Origin of the sequence: Desertivirga xinjiangensis, assembly GCF_024436435.1 — a bacterium.
Lineage (GTDB): Bacteria > Bacteroidota > Bacteroidia > Sphingobacteriales > Sphingobacteriaceae > Desertivirga > Desertivirga xinjiangensis.
Genome location: NZ_JAFMZP010000006.1, coordinates 22,451 through 42,993, shown reverse-complemented (window position 1 = coordinate 42,993; position 20,543 = coordinate 22,451). Strand labels below are relative to the sequence as shown.

Genomic DNA, 20,543 nt, shown 5'->3' with positions numbered 1-20,543 from the left:
GTAATTATGATTTAAGCAAAATCGGCATTATTAAACATATTCCCAAGCGCTCTGATAAGCATCGCAGTTTTCAGCATAGCGTATAAAATCGCTGTAGAAGGGCAGACGTGAAAGTGTCGCACTGTCTCCAATTACAACCAGTTTTTTTCTGGCCCTTGTCATCGCCACATTCATCCGGCGAATGTCGGAAAGAAAACCTATGGTCCCTTCGGGATTACTTCTTGTCATGCTTATATAAACAATGTCGCGCTCTTGTCCCTGGAAACTGTCTATAGTATTTACTGAAATCTTCCCGGCAAACGACTGAAGTTCCGGGCTGTTCAAAAACGTTTCCCTGAGTACAGCAATTTGTTGCTTATAAGGAGATACGACGGCTATCGAAGGGAATTCATCCTCTGTGTAACGCAGTTTAAGCGCTTCAGTAAGTTGCGTAAGATGCTTGCATAAAAAGGTCGCTTCCTCCGGATTAGTTGTACTGGTTCCTTCCTGGGTTTCATTGAACCCACAGCCGGCAGTATCCACAAAGCTTAGCGGTACATCCTCAGGAAATAACAACTGGCCCGCGACCGAAGGATGAGCTTTCAACCGGTTGTTATAAAATACACCGGAGGAGTACTCCATAATTCTCTCATGCATACGGTATTGCTCCTCTAGTAGAGCAACAGCTTCAGGATGGAGTGCTGCGCATTTTTCTAATAAGGTGGTACCCAGGCCCTGTCTGGCCGCTTCATCTGATTTGATGGTAGGAGATAACTGGAAGTGATCACCAGCCAAAATTACCTTTTGCGCCTTCATCACCGGTATCCAGCAGGCGGGTTCCAAGGCCTGGCCGGCTTCATCAATTACTAAGGTGTCGTACTTTAAGTTTCTAACGGTGTAATGATTCGCACCAACTAAGGTTGCTGTGATCACATGAGCTTTAGCAATCAAGTCATCTGCTATGAACTTTTCTGTGTGATCCACCTCCCGCATAATTTTATAAGCCTCATTAAACAGGGCTTTTCGTTGCTCCTGTTCAGCACGGCCAAAGTTGCGCTTGTACTTATGAGCCATGTTCCTGTACTCTGCAGCCTGCTTCTTTAACTTTTTAGCGTCTTTCATTCTGCTATGTCCAGCCATTTTGCTGTCGAGCGTTAATGACATCAGGCTTTCAGAAACCCTGGCAGGGTTGCCCACCCTTAAGACATTCATTCCTTCACCTGCCAGTTTCTCGCTTAATAAATCAACTGCGGTGTTACTTGGCGCAACCACCAGGATCTGTTTTTTGTCTCTTTGATAAAGTGCTTTTATGGCTTGTACCAGGGTAGTAGTTTTTCCGGTTCCCGGGGGACCATGAACAATAGCCAGATCCCCTGCGGATAAAATTTTATTAATTGCTGCCTGCTGAGAAGGATTTAAGAGTGTAATATTGAAGCCAGGGAAAGCTTCCTTAAAAGCCGGTGTTTCTTCTCCGGTTAAAACTTTGATCAGCCGGACATTGCTCCCCTTGCCAGAGGCACTTTCGAAACTGCTTTCTGCTTCTTTCAGAGCTTTCTGCATCTCGTCATAGCTATTATCATCAAAGAGCAGATCAATTCCCAGCTTACCGTTGCGCGACCAATCGGGCAGTTCTTCTGTTCTGAAACTTATTTTAACAATGTTGCCGACTGCATGTGTAACAGTTCCGTTTATTCTGTCTTCTTTAGCATCGTGATTTGAGAAGAGGGCGCAGGAAGCGCCAAACCGAAGCTGGTGAGGAATATCCTGGTGACTGGTTCGCTCAATTTCAACGGTAATATAATCACCTCTGCTCATCTCTGTACCCCTTATCGCAATGGGATACCAGGTAAGTCCGGCTGCCCGGCGCTCGGCGGCTGATGAAGATTCAGTCTGCTGTTGATAGTTTCGTTGATCTTCTTCGCGCTCAATTTTCAGGAGATCGAGCAACTTTTTAAAATATAGTGCGGACATCTGTTCTTGTTAAATGAAGGGGAAAAGGAATAATTCAGAGAGGTACCCGAATTATTTTCCAATTCCATATAACATTAGTTGTATGACTTTTTCGGCAGCCTCGTCCGATTCGATGAGACATTCAGAAGTGGTCGGGAGGAGAAGTCCGTTAAACCCGGCGATAACCCAATTAGAAAAGAAGGTAATTTCTTCCGCAGTCATTGCCTTGAATTCGCCTGACTGAACGCCGCCCAAAATTATCTCTCTAATAAATTCAACCTGAGTTTGCTCAAACTGCCTTTTAAGATTACATATCTTCTCAAAATTGTCGAAGATATCCTGCTTGATTACCTGGCCAAGGTTATGCATATGTTTACTAAGTTCAAGCCGTTTCAATAGAAGAGCCTTCAACTTCGCCCTGGAGGTATTTGCCGAATTCATGGCAAGCCTGGTGATCCTGATAAGTTTTTGAAGCTCATCGGCAACAACAGCTTCAAAAAGCTCGTTTTTGCCCGGATAGTAATAATATAAAGTGCTCTTTCCTTTACCTATAGCCTTAGCTACATCATCCATCGTCGATTTTTTCAAACCATAATGAGAGAAGATAATACGTGCTGCTTCTAATATCTCTTTTACTGTTTTTTCGTCCCTTTGAGTTTGTTGCATTCGACTAATATTGTAAAATGTTCTACATTCATTACCGCTGAATGTTTTAGCTGCTAATAAAAATAAACAGTGAATTATACTTTTTATTTTAAATAATGTGATCCGGAATGCCGGAATATTTTCTACGCTAATATAGGTAAATAGTTTAGAGTATTTTAAAAAAGTCAGTAGAAAGTAAAGCTTATGTCAGCAATAAATAATACCGCTGATAGATCAATTACTTATAGTCTGCCCCTCGTTACCACCTGAAAAATAATATTTGATTTTAGATTTTTGGACTATATTTGTCATGTAGTCGAAAGAAAGATTACTGAAGTGCTAAGCCGGAAGAGGCGATAGAGAGCCGAAGGCGACTTAGTGTATTTAAAATTTAAAACAAATCACACAATGAAAAAATTAGTATTATCAATCGCATTACTATCAGCATTTGCATTTGCAGGTCAGGCACAAACAGAAAAAGGAAAAATTATTGTAGGAGGTACCGCATCTTACACTTCTTCAAAGTCGGATGCTGACGGAGCAAAAGCAGCAGAGAACCTTTCCCTGGTTCCGAACATCGGTTATTTCGTAGCCAACAATATTGCGGTTGGTACCGGAGTTGGTTATAACTACTCAAAATTAGACCACGCTAGTTCCTTTGGCCAGAATGAAGCTTTCGTGGTAAGTCCTTTCGGTAGGTATTATGTTGATCTTGGCGAAAAATTCAAGTTTTTCGGACAAGCTTCTGTGCCAATGGCATTCGGAACAGTAAAAGCAACTGACGCTAGTGGAGATACAGGAGCTAAAACCGGAACTTCTACCTCCATAGGTGTAGCAGTTTCCCCCGGTTTTGCGTATTTCCCTACAAAGAAAATTGGAATCGAATTCGCATTTCAGGGAGCTTCTTATGAAAGCTATAAAGTTAAAGACGGTAATGACAATGATTTAGAAGGTGAAGGAAGAGAAACTTTCGCTATTGGTACAAGCTTCTTCACCCCAAAAATTGGTGTGCAATTCCACTTCTAATTAAATAGTCATACACAACACACACACACACACAAAGAGGAGCTATAGGGGATAAAAACCCCTATGGCTTTTTAGGCTTATAAAGAAATAAAAATAAAGTAGTTGAAAAACTTATTGAATTGACGACTTTTGCGAAAATAAAAAATAGGCTTCCGTGGGTGGCATTATAATTTATGGATACAGACAGTAAGGCAAAAAAATACCTTATAGGCAGAAAAGTAGACAGGTTCTTTATTAAAGTACATAAAGCTTCCTCCTTTACCATCAGGTATTTTAAAGAACTGGTTACCTCTCCCCATGAAGTAGGTGAATTTGTGCAGCAGTGCTACAATATCGGATACCGTTCCTTATCTCTTATAACACTCACCAGTTTTATCACTGGTTACGTGTTTACCAAACAGTCCCGCCCGTCTTTATCTGAATTCGGAGCAACCTCATGGATTCCTTCTCTCGTAGGAATCGCTATGATCAGGGCTCTGGCTCCGCTGGTGACAGCATTAATATGCGCAGGTAAAGTTGGATCAAGTATCGGGGCCGAGATAGGCTCGATGAAAGTGACCGAACAGATCGATGCCATGGAGGTTTCAGCTGTGAACCCTTATAAATACCTTATTGTAACCCGTGTAACAGCAAGTACGCTGATGATTCCGGTGCTGATGATGTATGCCGGTTTTGTAGGTTTAATGGGCTCTTTTTTGAATGTCAGTCAGAATGAGCTAACCACCTTGACTGCTTTTTTTCACAATGCGTTTGAAAAGATCACCATGCTGGATATCGTATCGTCGGTAATACGTTCGCTGGCTTATGGATTTACAATAGGAATTGTGGGTTGTTATAAGGGATATAACACCTCGCAAGGTACGCAGGGGGTAGGTAAAGCCGCCAATGCTGCGGTAGTAGCCTCCATGTTCCTTATTTTCATTGAAGAAGTTATTTTGGTACAGGTTATTAACTGGTTTAGATAATGGCAGAACAGAAGATAAATAACCTGAGTCGGGTCATTGAAGTTAAGGATCTGTACAAATCGTTCAATGAAAATCACGTATTGAGGGGAGTAGAACTGGAGCTGAGTAAAGGTGAAAACCTGGTTGTATTAGGACGCTCAGGAACAGGAAAATCGGTTTTGATCAAAATACTTTCCGGATTGTTAAAGCAGGACAGGGGTACCGCTATAGTTTTGGGGCAGGAGGTAAGCCAACTGAATGAACTTAGCTTACGCGCCTTGCGCCAAAAGATCGGCTTCTCTTTTCAGAACAGTGCTTTATACGATAGTATGACTGTAAAGCAGAACCTCGAATTTCCATTGATCCGGAATGTGAGACATTTGAGCCGCAAAGAAATTAACTCCCGGATCGAAGGGGTACTGGATGCAGTAGGTCTTTTGCAGTCTTTAAATCAGCTGCCAGCGGAATTGTCTGGCGGACAAAGAAAACGAATTGGTATTGCCCGGACATTGATCCTTCAGCCGGAAATAATGCTTTACGACGAACCTACAGCTGGGTTAGATCCCATCACTAGTATCGAAATAAACAATTTGATAAATGAGGTAAGAGCCCGGTTCCATACCAGTTCTATCATTATTACACACGACTTGACCTGTGCTAAAACCACTGGCGATCGTATTGCCATGTTGCTGGATGGCCAGTTTGTCAAGACAGGCACCTTCGACGAGGTATTTGCCACAAAGGATCCAAGAATACAAAGCTTTTACGACTATAATTTTATAAATTAATAATGGATATCGAAAAAAATAAAAACTCTGCCATAGTTGGAATATTCATCTTTCTTGGGATAGTTATATTTATTGGAGGCCTGTTGATAGTGGGCGGAAAGGGAAGTCTATTTTCAAAGACTATTGCGATAAGTGCAAACTTTGAAAATGTTAATGGTTTGGTGAAAGGGAATAACGTATGGTTCTCGGGCGTTAAAGTGGGTACTGTTAAAAAGGTCACTTTTAACTCTAATGAGGCCGTTACGGTTGAAATGGTAATAGAGGAGAATTCAGTTCCCTATATTCACAAAGATGCTAAGGCTAAAATGAGCACCGATGGCTTAGTTGGAAACAAGATCGTTGTACTGGAAGGTGGTTCGGCAGAGGCACCTGTAATTTCGAGTGGAGATGTGCTTGCTGTTGCAAAGCCAGTAGACACAGAGGAGCTGATGGCTACCCTGCAGGAAAATAATAAAAACCTCGTAGACATCACTAAAAACTTTAAAGTGATCAGCAAAAACATGGCAGAGGGACAGGGAACGATTGGTAAGTTGCTTACAGATGATAAGTTGTTCAATGACCTTGGAGCCACACTTGCCGTGTTAAAAAATGCTTCAGACAATACCAATCGCTTAACTGCAAATCTATCTGCCTATTCAGCTGGTTTTAACAGGAAAGGCACCTTCGCGAACGATCTGATCACAGATACTGCTATATTCAGTAATATCAGGTCGGCGGTTAAACAAATTCAAATGGTATCGGTAAACGCAAACAGTGTTGCTGAAAATCTGAAAGAAGCCAGTGCCGGATTGAACACTGAAGGTTCTGCTGCGAATGTATTACTGCACGATGCTCCTACAGCTGAAAGTGTAAAAACAATGATCAGCAACCTTGAAACAAGCTCTGCAAAGCTTAACGAAACTATGGATGCCCTGCAGCATAGCTTTTTGCTGAGAGGATATTTCCGCAAAAAAGAAAAAGAAGCAAAGAAATAGCTAATACTGAAGTATTATAAGTGGTATCGATACTACTTACTGGCGCACGCGTGCCGCGTGTGCCATTTGCCCACCTACTTAATCAGCATCTGTCTAAACTCAATACTGTCTCCATTAAAAACATTCATATCTACCACATGATTTATCCCATCGATGGTAGCTTTGTCTGAATGTTGCCAGAACTTCCAGTTCGTTTCCTTATCAACCTTTAACTCCGCCTTATAATAATGTGCTATCCACAAGGGATATTCATCCGCATAGCCTTTTAAGTAGTCCTTGTAAAAGCTTAAATTAGTATAGATGATAGGTTTCACCAGGGTTTTGTCCTCTATATGTTTGATAAAAGCCATTAGCTCTTTCCTCATAGCGGAAGCCGGCACACCATTTAACTCCTCAATATCCACCACCATTGGAAGGTCTCCCTTTTCTGGCTTTACATTCTGAAGAAAGAATCGCGCCTGCCATTTACCACTTTTAGAAGGTTTAAAGTAATGGTAAGCACCGCAAACTATTCCTGCCTTTGGAGCTTCACGCCAGTTGCGCTGGAAATATGGATCTACCCGGGTAACACCTTCTGTAGCTTTAATGAACGCAAATCCGACCTTCACTTCATCCTCCTTCATCTCCTTCACTTTTTCCCAGTTGATCTTGCCCTGGTAGTACGACACATCAATTCCATGGATACTGTATTTTTTTGAAGGGATCTGGATGTTGTAACCGTCGTAATTACGATAGTTCGGGTCCTGGCCAATATCTTTAACCCAGCGCCAGGTGGAAGAAAAAACCTGCAGAACGTATCCGTAGTAAAAAGGAGAAAGCAGGATCAGGGCGATACCAGCAAGCAGAACCTTCCATTTTGTCGCTAAGCCTGGTTGTTGCTTCTTTTTAGCGACTCTCTTCTTTTTTATTGCCGCCTTTCTTTGTACAGGAACATGTTTGTTGGTAGTCACAGCGGTAAAAGTACAAAATCAGTTTTTCTCCTTTTACGGAAATAAAAAAATCATACTTTAGTTTTCAAATAACCGCTATGCCAAACTATTCACGACGGAGCTTTCTGAATTCATCGCTGCTTGCTGCAGCTGCTTTATCCTTAAAATCAAACGCTTTTGGCAGCGTTATAAACGGCGGGGATGAGGCGCCACAAGAGGGCTATCGGAATCCAGTTGTCAAGCCTCAAATATGCATCTTCTCCAAACATCTTCATTGGATTTCAGACTATTACGAGATGGCTTCCTTTGCGGCAGATCTTGGTTTTGATGGAATAGATCTTACGGTGAGAAAGAACGGGCATGTTTCGCCCGAAAGGGTCAAAGAGGATCTGCCCCGCGCCAAAACTTCAATTGAAAAAGCAGGACTTAAGGTTCATATGCTTACAACCGATATAGTGGCTACTTCCAGTTTTACGGAAGACATTTTAAAGACAGCTGCCGGTCTCGGTATTCCCAGTTACCGCATGGGCTGGATTCCTTACAAGCCCGACGCTGCTATTCCGGAGCAGATAAAATCTGTCAGCTCTCAGCTTGCGACCCTGGCCGCTATGAATAAGAAGTATGGTATACGGGGAGAGTATCAAAATCATTCGGGAACAAATTTCGGAGCTTCTGTATGGGATATCTGGTTAGCGATTAAAGATATCGATCCTCGATATCTGGGCTGCCAGTTTGATATTCTGCATGCTACCGTAGAAGGAGCCAACTCCTGGAAAAATGATCTAAAGCTATTGAAAGACTACATTCAAACCATCGATATCAAGGATTTTCACTGGGAAAACAATGAGGGAAAATGGGGAATCAAAAAAGTACCATTGGGCTCGGGAATGGTGAACTTCAAGAATTATTTTAGCTTGATAAAACAATATGGTATCACCGGACCTCTTTCCATGCATTTTGAATATCCTCTTGGCGGCGCAGAATCCGGAAGCAGGAAACTTAGCATTTCCCGCCAGGAAGCAGCGGACGCCATGAAAAAGGACCTTAATAAGCTTAAAGAAATATTGAAAGAGGCAGGGTTGATATAATTATAGTTCCAGAGATGCCGAACTAAATTCGGCATGACGATCGCCCTGTTTTTCGGCATCCTGAAGTTGATTCAGGAACCGGCATGACGATTGCCCTGTTTCTTCGTCATCCTGAAGTTGATTCAGGAACCGGCATGACGATTGCCCTGTTTCTTCGTCATCCTGAACTTGATTCAGGACCTCTTGCCTAAGCTTGTCGATCAAGCATGTTCGTTTGTACTAGCCAGGAAGCTGAATTCTACTTATCATCAAACATCAAAAGAACACGCTCCTCATTAGACTTCCATTCATTTTCTTCTGTCTTCCTCCAGGGTTTGATGAGAATGGCAGGTGAAGCCTCTAATTTTCTGTTACATATTTCTTCAGCCGTATGCCATGTAATCATTTCTACAGCTTCCTTAGCCTCGCCGAAATACAAATACTCTTTTTCTCCTAGAATTTCGCTCCAAGCAAGATCTTCGCCTTGCTGAGTGCCCTGCTGGATCGTTATTTTTCCTTGATTCTTTTGTTCCATAATGTGTGTTTACCTAAACGAAAACAAGCAAGAACGCTTAAGGTTTTTTTGTAAAATTATGATATTCGCAATTTTGATGCGGATAAAGCGATCTTATTTGTGAATTTAAAAAAAATACCTACCTTTAAGTATTCAACTAACCAAATGTAACCCAAAAACCCTCACCATCCCGGTGAGGGTTTTTATCTTATCGGTTTCCCGGCAATAGTAATGTCATAGTATTGTCTTGTTTAAAATCATTATAAATAATGTCTTGAAAAGTCTGGAAATGATGTAAGTTTGCGTTGTTTAAATTAATTCTAAATAATGAAGAAAACAATTACTTATTTCATAGCTTTCATAATGACCTTACATTGCGCAATGTCTTTTGCGCAAACCCGTACGGGAGCGATTAAGGGGACAATCAGAACTTCCGAAGGTATGTCGGCAGAGGCCGTTGAAGTTTCAATTAAGGGCATTGCCAGTACGATGGCAGACGCCAATGGGAACTACATTTTGAAAAATATTCCGGCAGGCAGCTATACAGTTGTCGCCAGGCTGGTTGGCTTAGCGCCGAGTACCAATCAGGTCACCGTTACTGGCGGATCGACCGTTACGCTCAATATTACTTTGGAAGCATCTAATCAACAATTAAAAGAAGTGGTTATAAGGGGGGGCAAGACGAATAAGTTTTCCGTTAAAGAGAGCGAATATGTATCTAAAATGCCACTGGCAAATATCGAAAATCCGCAGGTCTATGCAGTTATCTCTAAAGAATTGATGGCAGATCAGATCGTGACGAACTTCGACGATGCGCTTAAAAATGCTCCCGGCATTGATAAATTATGGTCTTCAACTGGTCGCGCTGGCGATGGTGCTGGATATTTTTCCCTTAGGGGATTTGCAGTGCAGCCCACACTCGTAAATGGCTTGCCTGGTTTAACAAACGGAAGTCTTGACGTTTCAAACGTAGAACGTATAGAAGTGATCAAGGGCCCTTCAGGTACTTTATTTGGAAGCAGCCTGGTTTCCTACGGAGGTTTGATCAATACGGTAACCAAACAACCGTTCAGCACTACTGCTGTAGATGTGAACTACACGGCAGGTAGCTACGGACTGAATCGTATTACAGCCGATGTGAATACTCCTCTGGATGCAGATCGCAAGGTGCTGTTCCGTATGAATGCTGCCTTTCATGAGGAAAGCAGCTTTCAGGATGCAGGCTTTAGAAAGTCACTGTTTTTTGCTCCTTCATTATCCTACCATGTGAACGACAGGTTATCCCTGTTGTTAAATGCGCAGTTTCTAAGTTCGGAAGGTACTAATCCAACCATGTTGTTCTTTAATAGAAGCGCACCATTACGATCAAGCACTCTGGATGCCCTGGGTTATAACAACAGAAGATCGTATACAAGCGATAACCTTACCATGAGAAACCCGGTGACGACTATGCAGGCTCAGATGAAGTATAAATTATCAGATCAATGGACTTCACAGACGCTCGTTTCAAGAGGAAGCGCAAGATCAAAAGGATATTATACTTATTTGTTTGAAGGGGCAGCGTCGGGCGTAGGTACAGGTGTGTTTGCCAGATACATTACTGATCAGAACTCGAATACTGAAACCACAGATATTCAGCAGAACTTTATCGGGGATTTTAATGTCGGAACCATTCGTAACCGCGTAGTTGTGGGACTAGACTACTATAACAATACCGCGCTCAGCAATAATTCAAATTACGCAGGTTTTGGAACAGTTAACCCTCAGGAAGAACCGGAGATTCCGGAAAATTTAACTACTCAGGCGGCGGATGCTGCAATAACCGCTGCCGGCTATGGTGGAAGTATGAGAGCTACTCAGAACGTTTACAGTGCTTATATTTCGGATGTGGTTAACATCACGCCGGCATTATCTGCAATGGCAAGCCTAAGGATCGATCATTTCCGTAACGGGGGATTAAGCGCATCTGAAGACGAGAAATATGACCAAACGGCTTTATCTCCAAAATTTGGCCTGGTATACCAGGTGCTGCAAGATAAGCTGTCGCTTTTTGGTAATTATATGAACGGGTTCACAAACGTGGCGCCTAGGACACAAGTGATTGACGGAACTTCAGTACTGACAACTTTCGAGCCTGAACACGCCAATCAATTTGAGGCAGGAATCAAAGGCGATCTTTTTAACGGGAAGTTGTCAGGATCTCTGAGCTATTATGATATTAAGGTTTCAAATGTTATCTCTTCCAGCACCGACGTTAACGTAAGTATCCAGGGAGGCGAGCAGTACAGCAAAGGCTTTGAAGCTCAGTTTACCGCAAATCCGGTTTCCGGGCTGAACATTATTGCCGGCTATTCTTATAATAAAAGCAAATTAACAAATGTTTCTGACGAAACTGAAGGCAGGCGTCCCGTAGGTGCAGGCCCCAAAGACCTGGTAAACTTCTGGGCAAGCTACAAATTTCAGGCTGGACCTGTAAAAGGGCTGGGACTAGGTTTTGGAGGAAACTACGCCGGTAAGAATAATATTACTGATAATTCCATAGTCGGCGTATTCACTTTACCTGCGTACACCATTTTAAATGCTTCAGCCTCATATGGCTCAGGACCATTTACTTTCGGACTGAAATTAAACAACCTTACCAATAAGGAATACTACAAGGGATGGACTACTTTGGAACCTATGGCTCCGCGTACCTTTGTGGGTAGTATTGGTTATAAATTTTAGAGTTTAATGTTCAAATCACAAGCGATTTTATGAAAAATTGATTGAGAGAGAATAGTTCAAGCACACGCGGCATGCGTGCCGCGTGTGCTAACCAACGAATAGTTCGAAGCCGCCTCAACTCTACAATTCATCACTCTCCAGCCTCGTGATCAATACCTTATCAATTCTCCTGTCGTCCATATCCACAATCTCAAGCTCGAAATCTTTCCATCTGATCCTTTCCCCTGTCACCGGGTAATGATTAACATTTTTCAGGATCAAACCAGCAATGGTGGTAAAACCTTCGGGTTCTTCTACATCATCTAAGCCAAAGAAGTTAACAAACTCATAAAAGGGATACTGCCCGTCTGCAAGCCAGGAATTATCATCGCGTTTAATGATATTGAAATCATCAGGGTCCTGTATGGATACATCGCCGATCAATTCATCCACTACATCTGTAATCGATAAAACCCCTTCGATGGATCCATACTCATCTAATACGATCACCAAATGAGTGCGGTTCTCCTTAAACTTTTCCAGTACTTTGTACGCGGCCAGGTTCTCCTGTACAAAAAATGCCTTTTGGACTATCGACTTCAGGTCGAACTTGGCTGAGGCCAGATCATTTGTGAAGATTTTATTCACAGCCACAGTGCCCAATAGTTTATCCGGCGATTTGTCGATCACGGGGTAAACCGAATGAGGATCTGCTTCTATTTTTCTCCTGATGGTTTCAATGCTGTCATTTATATCAATACAGGTAAGGTCAGACCGGTGCGTCATCAATTCTCCCGCTTTCCGGTCGCCCAAAGCGAAAACCCGTTTTACGATATCCTGCTCAATCTCCTGGATCTCCCCAAGGCTCGTACTTTCAGCAATAATTGATTTTATTTCCTCCTCGCTAACTATCCCGTCTTTCTTTTCATTAATCCCGAACAGGCGCAAGAACAGATCGTTTGTTTTTGCCAGCAGCCAGATAAAAGGTTTGGTTCCCTTTGAAATGGCGTTCATGGGCCGCGCGACCAAAGAGGCAATCGTTTCCGGAAACGTTAAGCCAATTCTTTTGGGAATAAGCTCACCAAATACTATGGAAAAATAAGTGATAATAACGACCACGGAAATTACGGCAATGGTTTCTGAGTAAGGTGCAAGTATGGCAATTGAGTTAAATAAAGCGATAAAGTCGGAGGTGAGTTTTTCGCCACTGAAGATACCGGTTAATATGCCGATAAGGGTGATGCCTATCTGAACTGTGGAAAGAAAGGTATTGGGATTGTTAGAAAGGTCAAGAGCCTTTTGGGCGTTCTTGTTCCCTTTTTTTGCAGCACTTTCCAGTTTAAACTTTCGGGAAGACACAAGAGCTATTTCGCTCATCGAGAAAACCCCGTTAAGCAGAATCAGCAGGGCAATAATAAGTATTTCCATTTATTCCAAATCTATCTAAAATTCAACAACAAACACAATGAAGCATAAGTGTGATTAAACAGGGAAATTTAGAGGCAGATTTTTTTCTCATCATTTTGATGTATGATAAATGTTTTTATTTTTAACCTATGGTTAATTGGTGACTGGAGTGCTAAAAGCAAAGTGGCCGGAAAGAGACTGCAAACAACCCCTATCAAGCGCCTACCATAATTGCCAGTTAGCGCCAGGCTACTATCGTGAGCCATTTTTATTTTAATGTGACACCTCTTTAATATTAGGATGTTACCTTTGCTGATGAGTGCAGTAACAAACGAGAGACACGATACGCCGGTGATCAAACTTAATCAGCCGGATGATAGTCATAAATTCAGACCATTGCCTAAGCCATCCGGCAGGTATCCATACCATTTACCCCTTGAAGATATACAAGCAGCAAGCGATCAGAAGCTGGTTTTTCATATGGTAGGGGATACCGGCGGAATACTAAATCCCGACTTTCAAAGTAAGGTTGCAGCTGAAATGAGCCGGCAGTTTAATATCGCAAATGTCGCACACGATAGTCCTCAGTTTCTTTATCATCTCGGGGACATTGTATACCACCATGGTGAGGCGGAGCATTATTACCAGCAATTCTTCGCGCCGTACAGGCAATACCCTGCCCCGGTATTTGCCATTGCAGGAAATCACGACAGTGATATTAATCCCGATAATAAAATTCCGTATCAAAGCCTGGATGCCTTTATTGCGGTCTTTTGCGACACGGCTTCCCGGAAAATCAACTTTTGCGGGGACACCGGTTGGAAGAGCATGGTCCAGCCAAACGTTTACTGGACGCTGCAAACGCCTTTGGCAAACATCATCGGGTTGTATAGCAATACGCCTAAGTATGGCGTGATCGAAAACGAGCAACGGAACTGGTTTATAGAAGAGCTTAAAGCTGCAGGCGCAGAGCGTCCCGGCAAGGCTATTCTTGTTTGCCTTCACCATGCGCCTTATACTGCCGATATAAATCACGGCTCAAGCTTGCCGATGATCAGTTTCCTGGAAGAAGCATTTGAAGAAAGTGGTGTTCGGGCTGATATTGTATTCAGTGGGCATGTTCATAATTATCAGCGTTTTCATAAACAGTACCCTGATGGTAAGATACTTCCTTTTATTGTAGCCGGGGCAGGTGGATTTGATCAGCTTCATTCGATAGCCACGATTGATAATCCCGCATTTAGCGCGCAGCATCCCTTATTGCAGGATGTTAAACTGGAAAATTACTGTGAGAATAAGCATGGCTTTCTTAAGATATCATTAAGTCGTGTCGAGGCAGGTATAAATCTTACAGGGGAGTATTACACTATTCCGCACCAGCTAACCGTTGAAGGGCATGCCGAGCTGGCTGACAGGTTTAATTTCTGTTTTGACGTTTAAGCAAGGAACTGTTGATCATTGGCATTCGATATCCCGCCAGTTTATGACCCGGTAATTCGTTTTTCCAGACTGCCTAGGTCCGATTAAAGCCAAAACAGGAAGCTTCGATTGTTGAGCCTTGATTAATTGCTCGCTTAACCTGGCACCCATCAACAATGTTTTCGATTTGTTAAAATATGTTAAAGACGTTTGAAAAATTTATTTAGTTTTTTTGATTTGAACCGTCATTTATTCAGACAATAAATATTGAACCGACATCTTTTGAAGCTATTATATAATTTTAGTTATTGAATCATGTTAATTAAATTTTTATTTACACGTATCTGCGTATCGCACAAATTTTTACTTTTTTTCCTGGTCTTTTTTTCGTTCAACTTAGCATTACAAGCCCAACAAGCACCAGCAGCTGCTAAATCCAGCTTTACAGCACGGCTTATGAACATTGAAGCAGCTGCTAATGAAACATTCCGTTACAACACCACCTTGCTTAATGCTTCCAGCAAAGCCGCTATCTATGAACTGAAAGCCGAGCTACCGGCAGGCTGGATGATCACCTACCGGGTAGACGGCAGCCAGGTTACCTCGCTTAACATGGATGCAGGTAAAACGCAGGATATCACGCTTGAAATTAGTGCCACAGAAAATGCTGATCCTAAAAAATACAAGATACCGGTAAAAGCAGTATCACCGAATGATACTCTGTTGCTGAACCTGGAGGCTGTAGTAAAGGGTTCTTACAGTTTAGAGCTAACTACACCTTCAGGCAGGTTGAGCGAGGAAGTGACCTCTGGCAGTCAGAAGGATGTTCATCTGGTAGTAAAAAATTCAGGAACCCTGCCTTTAAATGATCTGGAGCTTTCATCCCAATTACCCACTAATTGGGAATCTTCGTTTGACCCCTCAAAAATAGAAAACCTGCAGCCAGGAAAAACTATGGATATAACTGTCAGGTTAAAAGTTCCCGACAAAACCATCGCTGGTGATTACGCCGCCACTTTTTCTGTAAAGAATAACAATGACAATGCAGACGCTGCCTTCCGGATGGTTGTGAAAACTTCAGTGCTTTCTGGTTGGATCGGCATTCTGGTGATCTTACTGGCTGTAGGCATTGTATATTATCTCATCCGAAAATACGGTAGAAGATAGTGTGAACCTCGTCCGCTAAGCGATATCAAACACAATAACGATTAAACATGAAGGATCCTATCATACAACTGAAGGGTTTAACCAAATGCTATGGTTCCCTGAAAGCAGTCGATGATCTGAACCTGGAAATTTATAAGGGGGAGATCTTCGGATTGCTGGGACCAAACGGGGCAGGTAAAACTACTACCATATTAATGATGCTGGGGCTCACCGATCCAACAAGCGGTACGGCTTATGTTTGTGGACAGAACGCCACCAGCAGTCCTATTGCTGTTAAGAGAAAAGTGGGATATATGCCCGATAGCGTAGGTTTTTATGATGATATGTCGGCGCTCGATAACCTGATATATATAGGCCGGTTGAATGGGTTGCCCGAAGAGCAGCTTAAAGCACGTGCTACTGAGGTACTGGAAATAGTGGGTCTTGCTAAAGACATGAATAAGAAGACGGCGACCTTTTCCCGCGGTATGAAACAGCGTCTGGGGCTGGCCGATGTTTTGATCAAACATCCGGACGTGATCATCTTAGATGAGCCTACGCTCGGTATTGATCCCAGTGGGGTAAAAGATTTCCTGGCTCTAATAAAAGAGTTAAGCAGGCAACAGGGACTTACCGTACTGCTTTCCTCGCATCATCTCCATCATGTACAGCAGGTATGCGACAGGGTGGGCATTTTTGTGAACGGCAAATTAATGGCAGAGGGGAACATTGATACCTTGTCTGGCAACTTATTCGGCAGGGAAGGGTATGTCACGTCAGTTACAGTCGAGCAGCCAGTTGCCGAACCCTTGCCATTTGAACAGGATCTTATGCAGTGGGAAGCGGTTACCCGGATCAGTGTAAACGAAAAGTCGCTGGAATTTACATGCAGTCGTGACATCACACCCGCAATAGTCCGCTTTTTAGTAGAAAAGGGATATGACATCCAGGGTGTGCATAGGAAAGATTACGGTCTGGATGATATTTACGAAAAATGTTTTGAGAACAATTTAACTGAGAATACTAGTAATGAAAAGTCAGTCGGTTTCTTTCAAAGGTCTTTCTTTACAAAATATAAAAAATATTAAGGCGTCGAATAGATCTTCCGGTTCGCGGCCTTTTAACGTAATCGTACATAAGGAAATAGCTGACCATATACGCAGTTGGCGCCTCATCGTACTTATGGGCTTAGTGGTACTTACATTTATGGCCTCAATGTACGTTTCTCTGGGTAATATCAGATCATCGGTCGGTAATACAAACGACCCGGATCACCTTTTTTTATATCTAAAACTATTAACGATCACTGATAATTCGATCCCTCCCTTTCATGTATTTCTCAGCTTTCTGGGCCCTTTACTAGGGATCAGTTTAGGATTTGATGCGATCAATGCAGAGCAGAATGGTGGGACGCTTACCAGGTTAATGGCACAACCCGTTTACCGGGATAATCTGCTGCTTTCCAAATTTGTAAGTTCCTTAATTGTTGTAAGTTCCTTGTTCTTAGCATTGGCTTTACTGATGATAGGAGCAGGCTTGCTGTTAACGGGAGTGCGAATGGAGCCTCAGGAATTGCTGCGCATACTGGGTTTTGTTATAATAAGTATAGCCTATGTAGCTTTTTGGTTAAGCTTATCTATCTTTTTGTCCATCAAGTTCAAACAAGCAGCAACCTCTGCGCTTATGGCAATTGGTATCTGGCTATTCTTTACAGTGTTCTACCAAATTGTTATCAACCTTGTCGTAAGATCTGTTTTGCCTGATCCTGCTTTGCTTTCACAGGGTGAGATCCTGGCTTATAACGAAATTATTTTAGGTCTGCTGCGCATAGCGCCGAATCAGCTTTATACAGATGCTACCACCACATTGCTGATGCCATCAGTTCGCAGTCTCGGACCAATAACCATGGAGCAAATGGCAGGCGCCATTCCATCGCCACTGCCTTTCAAAGAAAGCCTGATGATTGTGTGGCCCCAGGTTAGCGGTTTAATCGCTGCAACAGTAGCTTGTTTCGCACTTTCTTATTATGTTTTTATGCGCAGGGAAATAAGGAGTTAATATATGATTGATCCCAGGTGAAGCTTGCTGGCGCCTAATTATTCTGTTTCCCAAATTTGGAGATTTAACGCTCTTCGGAAATTACAGTTGTAACACCAGCAGCTTCCAGCATCAGTTGATGCAGCTCAATGTTTTTGACAAAAGGTTTTAACAGTTCACTGCCAGGGCCAAGCATTGCAAGTTCCATAGTCATTACTTTGATAAATATTTATACGCCGGTACTACATATACAACCTTACCGTCTTTTTCTAACCGGTCGGTTTGATCAAGCGTAATTATAAAACCTTCACTGGCGTTAAAAAAGATAAGCGCTTCGATTATACCGTCTAACTCTCTGGTCATATTATCAGCGTTCAACTCAAAACAGACTTGAACGGCCTCAACTAATTTACCGTTATTGACTATAATGAAATCGCATTCATTTTTCTCAGCAAAATAATATATTTCCCTATATTTTTGACGTAAGTACAGATAAACTAAATTCTCGAACTTTCGCCCGTTGTCCTCGGAGAAAGACCCCGAATTAACATTGATCAGGCCGGTATCTATGGCATACACCTTCCTCGGATTAACGATCTGCTTTCTTAACGAGTAGCTAAACTTAGGCACGAATTGTAACAGATACGAATATTCCAGATGAGACAGATACTCCATTACCGTACTTGTAGAGCCAATCTCAAAAAGAGTCTTAAGCCTGTTACCTGTGATAGGCTTTGAAACATTAGAAAGAAGATATAATGCCAGCCGCTGCAACGTTTTAACATCCCTGATGCTGTAGCGCACTGCGATGTCTCTGATCAGTATATCCTCGAATAATTGATTTAATATTTCAGGTATCCCTTGCTTCAAATACTCCGGAAAGCCGCCTAGTTCTAAATAGCTCAATAAAGAGGACTTATCAAACGATAATTTTTTAAATGAGCAAAATTCATGATAAGAAAAAGGGAAGAGCTCTTTTGTGATGTGCCGACCGGTTAACCTGGTACTTAATTCTCTGCTTAATAGCGAAGCATTAGAGCCAGTGATAACTAACTTGTAATTTTCATCCAGCTTTTGCCTCGCATACCTTTCCCATTCCGGTATAATTTGAATTTCGTCAAAGAAAAGCACATCACTTCGGCTGGCCCTTATAGATTCATCCAGCCTTGCAAAGTCGGTAGGACCGAATTCGTAAAACCTGGGATCTTCAAAATTGAGATATAGTGCATCAGGATATCTTTCTTTCAGTAGCTGGAAAAGCAGCGTGCTCTTTCCGCATCTTCTTATGCCAGAAACAATCAATGCAAAGGCCGATAGATCTGGGAAAGTTGCCAGCGCATCTCTTTTCAAGCCTGGGTCTTTTTTAGCGAGGTTCGCTTTTTGGGTTTCTATGATTTGGTTGATATCTGACTGAAGCATCATAGAGATAATTTATCGATGCAAATATACAAAGTGTTCGTTAGTAAAATACAACTTTATTGGTTAGTAAAATACACTATTAGGAATACCCGCGTTTTAGGTTACATATATTTCATTTAGTGATATTAAAAACTTCAAGGCCTGTTTATTTAATTATTATAACTTAACGGCAAAAAGAATCTGGTCCTGCCCATCAGCGTAATTAAACAAGTGCCTTCAGCTCTAAATCTTAATTCTTTAATTAAAAGCGCCGGTGAAACACCGGCGCTTTTAATTAAAGAATTAAGTTGTCGCAAAAATTATTTCACAAACTTCTTTCGCGTTGAATCAACCCCCTGAGCCAGGCTTACCACATAAATGCCATTATTAAGAGCAACAGGCAGCGTTTGATAGTTTTGCCCTTGCTCCATGCTCGCTATACTCTCATAAATTTTTTGTCCTAACAGGTTAAATAACTGAAGCTTTGCAATTTGTTTTTTTGCAGAATAAACCTGCACCTTCACTTCATTATCTGTCGCATAAACCATTATGCTCTTCTCTGGATCCAGTTTCCCATCAACCGCTCTAATCTCCGATTTCTCGATAGTTCCATTAATGTCCGTTTGCTGAAGCTGATAATAGGATGTGCCAGGTAATGGGGAAAAGTCAGTGAACGAATAATTCAGACCATATGCAGAATTTCCATCCGCAGCATGACTTTTTACCCAGCCAATAGATATAAAGTCCGTTCCGTTGCCCGATCTTAAAATCTCGAAACCCTTATTGTTTTGTTCTGACACCGTTGTCCAGCCTAGTCTGCTTGTATTGGCAACAAACTCAGCGCTAAAGCCAGCAAGCTTAACCGGTAGCGTTGAATTTGCAGTTACCCTGATGTCATCTATGCCAAGAGCTTGTGCATCATACGTGTCAGTTCCGCTTGTTACCGAATAGTTCCAAGCCAGGTAAAAATTTTCATTTCCAGCAACAGCTGCAGGCAAATTAAACACCGCGTTTAAAGGTATAGATATGCCGGGAGCGGTGGAATAGCCATTACTATCGTCATCTTTTGAAAATGTTGTTTTGAAATTATCGCCCATACTTGTCCAGTTATTACCATCGGTAGAATAATATAATTGTACGGTATAACCCTTAGGATTGCTTCCATTCCGGTATTTTTCAATATTATACTGAATACTAAGAGACTTAATAGGTGTTGATCCGTTATTCTTGAAATAGATATACAGGTTGCCTGATTTTGTATTGGTGCTGGATGAAAGAAAGCCAACTGCTTTGTCGCTAGCCGTAGCCGGATCTCCTGCGCTGAACAGGTAATTTCCATTTCCGGCGTCTGATAACATTCCATTTCCACCGGCACGGTTCATCTGAGTAAAAGCAGCCGAGTATGCCCCGACTGTTCTTACCGCTGCAGGCTTATCTATTTTTGTGTCTGCAGGCATGGTTCTGGTTGTTATGGATATATTATCAAACGTTTCATGGTAAAAAGAGGAAGTACTGATATTTATTTGCCCATAGGCAGTAAGGCTGAACAGAACCAATAATGTAAAGATTGTATGTTTCATAATGTGTTTCAATTTAAATGCGTGAACTGGACGCTAT

The 20,543-nt window shown here is 42.1% G+C and carries 19 protein-coding genes; 10 read left to right on the top strand and 9 right to left on the bottom strand.

The features are described 5' to 3' along the window. Positions 1 to 30: 30 nt before the first annotated feature. Together J3P37_RS15595 and J3P37_RS15590 are read right to left on the bottom strand one after the other, a co-directional pair. Complete coding sequence (locus tag J3P37_RS15595) at positions 31 to 1,950, bottom strand: AAA domain-containing protein (protein WP_256012278.1); 1,920 nt, start codon at positions 1,948 to 1,950, stop codon at positions 31 to 33. A 51-nt stretch (positions 1,951 to 2,001) separates the two neighbouring features. Next, a complete protein-coding gene (locus J3P37_RS15590; protein WP_256012277.1) occupies positions 2,002 to 2,595 on the bottom strand; it encodes a TetR/AcrR family transcriptional regulator in 594 nt (197 codons plus the stop codon). A gap of 387 nt (positions 2,596 to 2,982) precedes the next feature. Between J3P37_RS15590 and J3P37_RS15585 the strand changes: the two genes are divergently transcribed. The 4 genes from J3P37_RS15585 (at position 2,983) to J3P37_RS15570 (ending at position 6,306) form a co-directional block, all read left to right on the top strand. Further along, entirely contained in the window at positions 2,983 to 3,600 is a 618-nt protein-coding gene (locus tag J3P37_RS15585; protein ID WP_256012276.1) for an outer membrane beta-barrel protein, read from the top strand. 173 nt (positions 3,601 to 3,773) lie between these two features. Further along, entirely contained in the window at positions 3,774 to 4,565 is a 792-nt protein-coding gene (locus J3P37_RS15580) for an MlaE family ABC transporter permease (RefSeq protein WP_256012275.1), read from the top strand. Continuing rightward, positions 4,565 to 5,332 (top strand): ABC transporter ATP-binding protein, encoded by a 768-nt coding sequence (locus tag J3P37_RS15575; RefSeq protein ID WP_256012274.1) that lies wholly within the window; start codon positions 4,565 to 4,567, stop codon positions 5,330 to 5,332. The genes J3P37_RS15580 and J3P37_RS15575 overlap by 1 nt, the downstream gene beginning before the upstream one ends. Positions 5,333 to 5,334: 2 nt before the next feature. Continuing rightward, positions 5,335 to 6,306 (top strand): MlaD family protein, encoded by a 972-nt coding sequence (locus tag J3P37_RS15570; RefSeq protein ID WP_256012273.1) that lies wholly within the window; start codon positions 5,335 to 5,337, stop codon positions 6,304 to 6,306. Between the two features lie 74 nt (positions 6,307 to 6,380). Here the strand turns inward: J3P37_RS15570 and J3P37_RS15565 are convergent, their stop codons facing one another. Further along, entirely contained in the window at positions 6,381 to 7,256 is an 876-nt protein-coding gene (locus tag J3P37_RS15565; protein WP_256012272.1) for a glycoside hydrolase family 25 protein, read from the bottom strand. Between the two features lie 77 nt (positions 7,257 to 7,333). Here J3P37_RS15565 and J3P37_RS15560 point away from each other — a divergent pair, with 77 nt between their 5' ends. Beyond that, positions 7,334 to 8,323: a sugar phosphate isomerase/epimerase family protein gene (locus J3P37_RS15560; protein WP_256012271.1), complete on the top strand. Its 990-nt coding sequence runs from the start codon at positions 7,334 to 7,336 to the stop codon at positions 8,321 to 8,323. On the opposite strand, the gene J3P37_RS15555 is transcribed toward J3P37_RS15560, so the two are convergent. Together J3P37_RS15555 and J3P37_RS15550 are read right to left on the bottom strand one after the other, a co-directional pair. Continuing rightward, a complete protein-coding gene (locus J3P37_RS15555; RefSeq protein ID WP_256012270.1) occupies positions 8,324 to 8,527 on the bottom strand; it encodes a hypothetical protein in 204 nt (67 codons plus the stop codon). A gap of 34 nt (positions 8,528 to 8,561) precedes the next feature. Beyond that, positions 8,562 to 8,837 (bottom strand): hypothetical protein, encoded by a 276-nt coding sequence (locus J3P37_RS15550; protein WP_256012269.1) that lies wholly within the window; start codon positions 8,835 to 8,837, stop codon positions 8,562 to 8,564. A gap of 306 nt (positions 8,838 to 9,143) precedes the next feature. Between J3P37_RS15550 and J3P37_RS15545 the strand changes: the two genes are divergently transcribed. Then, complete coding sequence (locus J3P37_RS15545; RefSeq protein ID WP_256012268.1) at positions 9,144 to 11,540, top strand: TonB-dependent receptor; 2,397 nt, start codon at positions 9,144 to 9,146, stop codon at positions 11,538 to 11,540. Positions 11,541 to 11,660: 120 nt separating this feature from the next. Here the strand turns inward: J3P37_RS15545 and J3P37_RS15540 are convergent, their stop codons facing one another. Then, positions 11,661 to 12,947, bottom strand: a complete 1,287-nt coding sequence (locus J3P37_RS15540) for a hemolysin family protein (RefSeq protein ID WP_256012267.1) — start codon at positions 12,945 to 12,947, stop codon at positions 11,661 to 11,663. 294 nt (positions 12,948 to 13,241) lie between these two features. Here J3P37_RS15540 and J3P37_RS15535 point away from each other — a divergent pair, with 294 nt between their 5' ends. The 4 genes from J3P37_RS15535 (at position 13,242) to J3P37_RS15520 (ending at position 17,549) form a co-directional block, all read left to right on the top strand. Beyond that, positions 13,242 to 14,366, top strand: a complete 1,125-nt coding sequence (locus J3P37_RS15535) for a metallophosphoesterase family protein (protein WP_256012266.1) — start codon at positions 13,242 to 13,244, stop codon at positions 14,364 to 14,366. A 435-nt stretch (positions 14,367 to 14,801) separates the two neighbouring features. Further along, a complete protein-coding gene (locus tag J3P37_RS15530; RefSeq protein WP_256012265.1) occupies positions 14,802 to 15,512 on the top strand; it encodes a COG1470 family protein in 711 nt (236 codons plus the stop codon). A 47-nt stretch (positions 15,513 to 15,559) separates the two neighbouring features. Then, complete coding sequence (locus J3P37_RS15525; RefSeq protein ID WP_256012264.1) at positions 15,560 to 16,579, top strand: ABC transporter ATP-binding protein; 1,020 nt, start codon at positions 15,560 to 15,562, stop codon at positions 16,577 to 16,579. Continuing rightward, positions 16,521 to 17,549 (top strand): ABC transporter permease, encoded by a 1,029-nt coding sequence (locus tag J3P37_RS15520; RefSeq protein ID WP_256012263.1) that lies wholly within the window; start codon positions 16,521 to 16,523, stop codon positions 17,547 to 17,549. The genes J3P37_RS15525 and J3P37_RS15520 overlap by 59 nt, the downstream gene beginning before the upstream one ends. 64 nt (positions 17,550 to 17,613) lie before the next feature. Here J3P37_RS15520 and J3P37_RS15515 read toward each other — a convergent pair whose 3' ends face one another. From J3P37_RS15515 to J3P37_RS15505, 3 genes are all read right to left on the bottom strand, one after another. Further along, positions 17,614 to 17,736, bottom strand: a complete 123-nt coding sequence (locus J3P37_RS15515) for a hypothetical protein (protein ID WP_256012262.1) — start codon at positions 17,734 to 17,736, stop codon at positions 17,614 to 17,616. Between the two features lie 5 nt (positions 17,737 to 17,741). Further along, positions 17,742 to 18,950, bottom strand: a complete 1,209-nt coding sequence (locus tag J3P37_RS15510; protein ID WP_256012261.1) for an ATP-binding protein — start codon at positions 18,948 to 18,950, stop codon at positions 17,742 to 17,744. A 296-nt stretch (positions 18,951 to 19,246) separates the two neighbouring features. Continuing rightward, entirely contained in the window at positions 19,247 to 20,506 is a 1,260-nt protein-coding gene (locus tag J3P37_RS15505; protein WP_256012260.1) for a T9SS type A sorting domain-containing protein, read from the bottom strand. Between the last annotated feature and the right edge of the window lie 37 nt (positions 20,507 to 20,543).

What these genes read in the sequence shown, in the direction of transcription:
- J3P37_RS15580 (WP_256012275.1), top strand. Translation starts at nt 3,774, where the DNA reads ATGGATACAGACAGTAAGGCAAAAAAATACCTTATAGGCAGAAAAGTA.
- J3P37_RS15560 (WP_256012271.1), top strand. Translation starts at nt 7,334, where the DNA reads ATGCCAAACTATTCACGACGGAGCTTTCTGAATTCATCGCTGCTTGCT.
- J3P37_RS15510 (WP_256012261.1), bottom strand. Translation starts at nt 18,950, where the DNA reads ATGATGCTTCAGTCAGATATCAACCAAATCATAGAAACCCAAAAAGCG.
- J3P37_RS15545 (WP_256012268.1), top strand. Translation starts at nt 9,144, where the DNA reads ATGAAGAAAACAATTACTTATTTCATAGCTTTCATAATGACCTTACAT.
- J3P37_RS15515 (WP_256012262.1), bottom strand. Translation starts at nt 17,736, where the DNA reads ATGGAACTTGCAATGCTTGGCCCTGGCAGTGAACTGTTAAAACCTTTT.
- J3P37_RS15585 (WP_256012276.1), top strand. Translation starts at nt 2,983, where the DNA reads ATGAAAAAATTAGTATTATCAATCGCATTACTATCAGCATTTGCATTT.
- J3P37_RS15530 (WP_256012265.1), top strand. Translation starts at nt 14,802, where the DNA reads ATGAACATTGAAGCAGCTGCTAATGAAACATTCCGTTACAACACCACC.
- J3P37_RS15525 (WP_256012264.1), top strand. Translation starts at nt 15,560, where the DNA reads ATGAAGGATCCTATCATACAACTGAAGGGTTTAACCAAATGCTATGGT.
- J3P37_RS15520 (WP_256012263.1), top strand. Translation starts at nt 16,521, where the DNA reads ATGAAAAGTCAGTCGGTTTCTTTCAAAGGTCTTTCTTTACAAAATATA.
- J3P37_RS15505 (WP_256012260.1), bottom strand. Translation starts at nt 20,506, where the DNA reads ATGAAACATACAATCTTTACATTATTGGTTCTGTTCAGCCTTACTGCC.
- J3P37_RS15550 (WP_256012269.1), bottom strand. Translation starts at nt 8,837, where the DNA reads ATGGAACAAAAGAATCAAGGAAAAATAACGATCCAGCAGGGCACTCAG.
- J3P37_RS15575 (WP_256012274.1), top strand. Translation starts at nt 4,565, where the DNA reads ATGGCAGAACAGAAGATAAATAACCTGAGTCGGGTCATTGAAGTTAAG.
- J3P37_RS15570 (WP_256012273.1), top strand. Translation starts at nt 5,335, where the DNA reads ATGGATATCGAAAAAAATAAAAACTCTGCCATAGTTGGAATATTCATC.
- J3P37_RS15540 (WP_256012267.1), bottom strand. Translation starts at nt 12,947, where the DNA reads ATGGAAATACTTATTATTGCCCTGCTGATTCTGCTTAACGGGGTTTTC.
- J3P37_RS15535 (WP_256012266.1), top strand. Translation starts at nt 13,242, where the DNA reads ATGAGTGCAGTAACAAACGAGAGACACGATACGCCGGTGATCAAACTT.
- J3P37_RS15595 (WP_256012278.1), bottom strand. Translation starts at nt 1,950, where the DNA reads ATGTCCGCACTATATTTTAAAAAGTTGCTCGATCTCCTGAAAATTGAG.
- J3P37_RS15590 (WP_256012277.1), bottom strand. Translation starts at nt 2,595, where the DNA reads ATGCAACAAACTCAAAGGGACGAAAAAACAGTAAAAGAGATATTAGAA.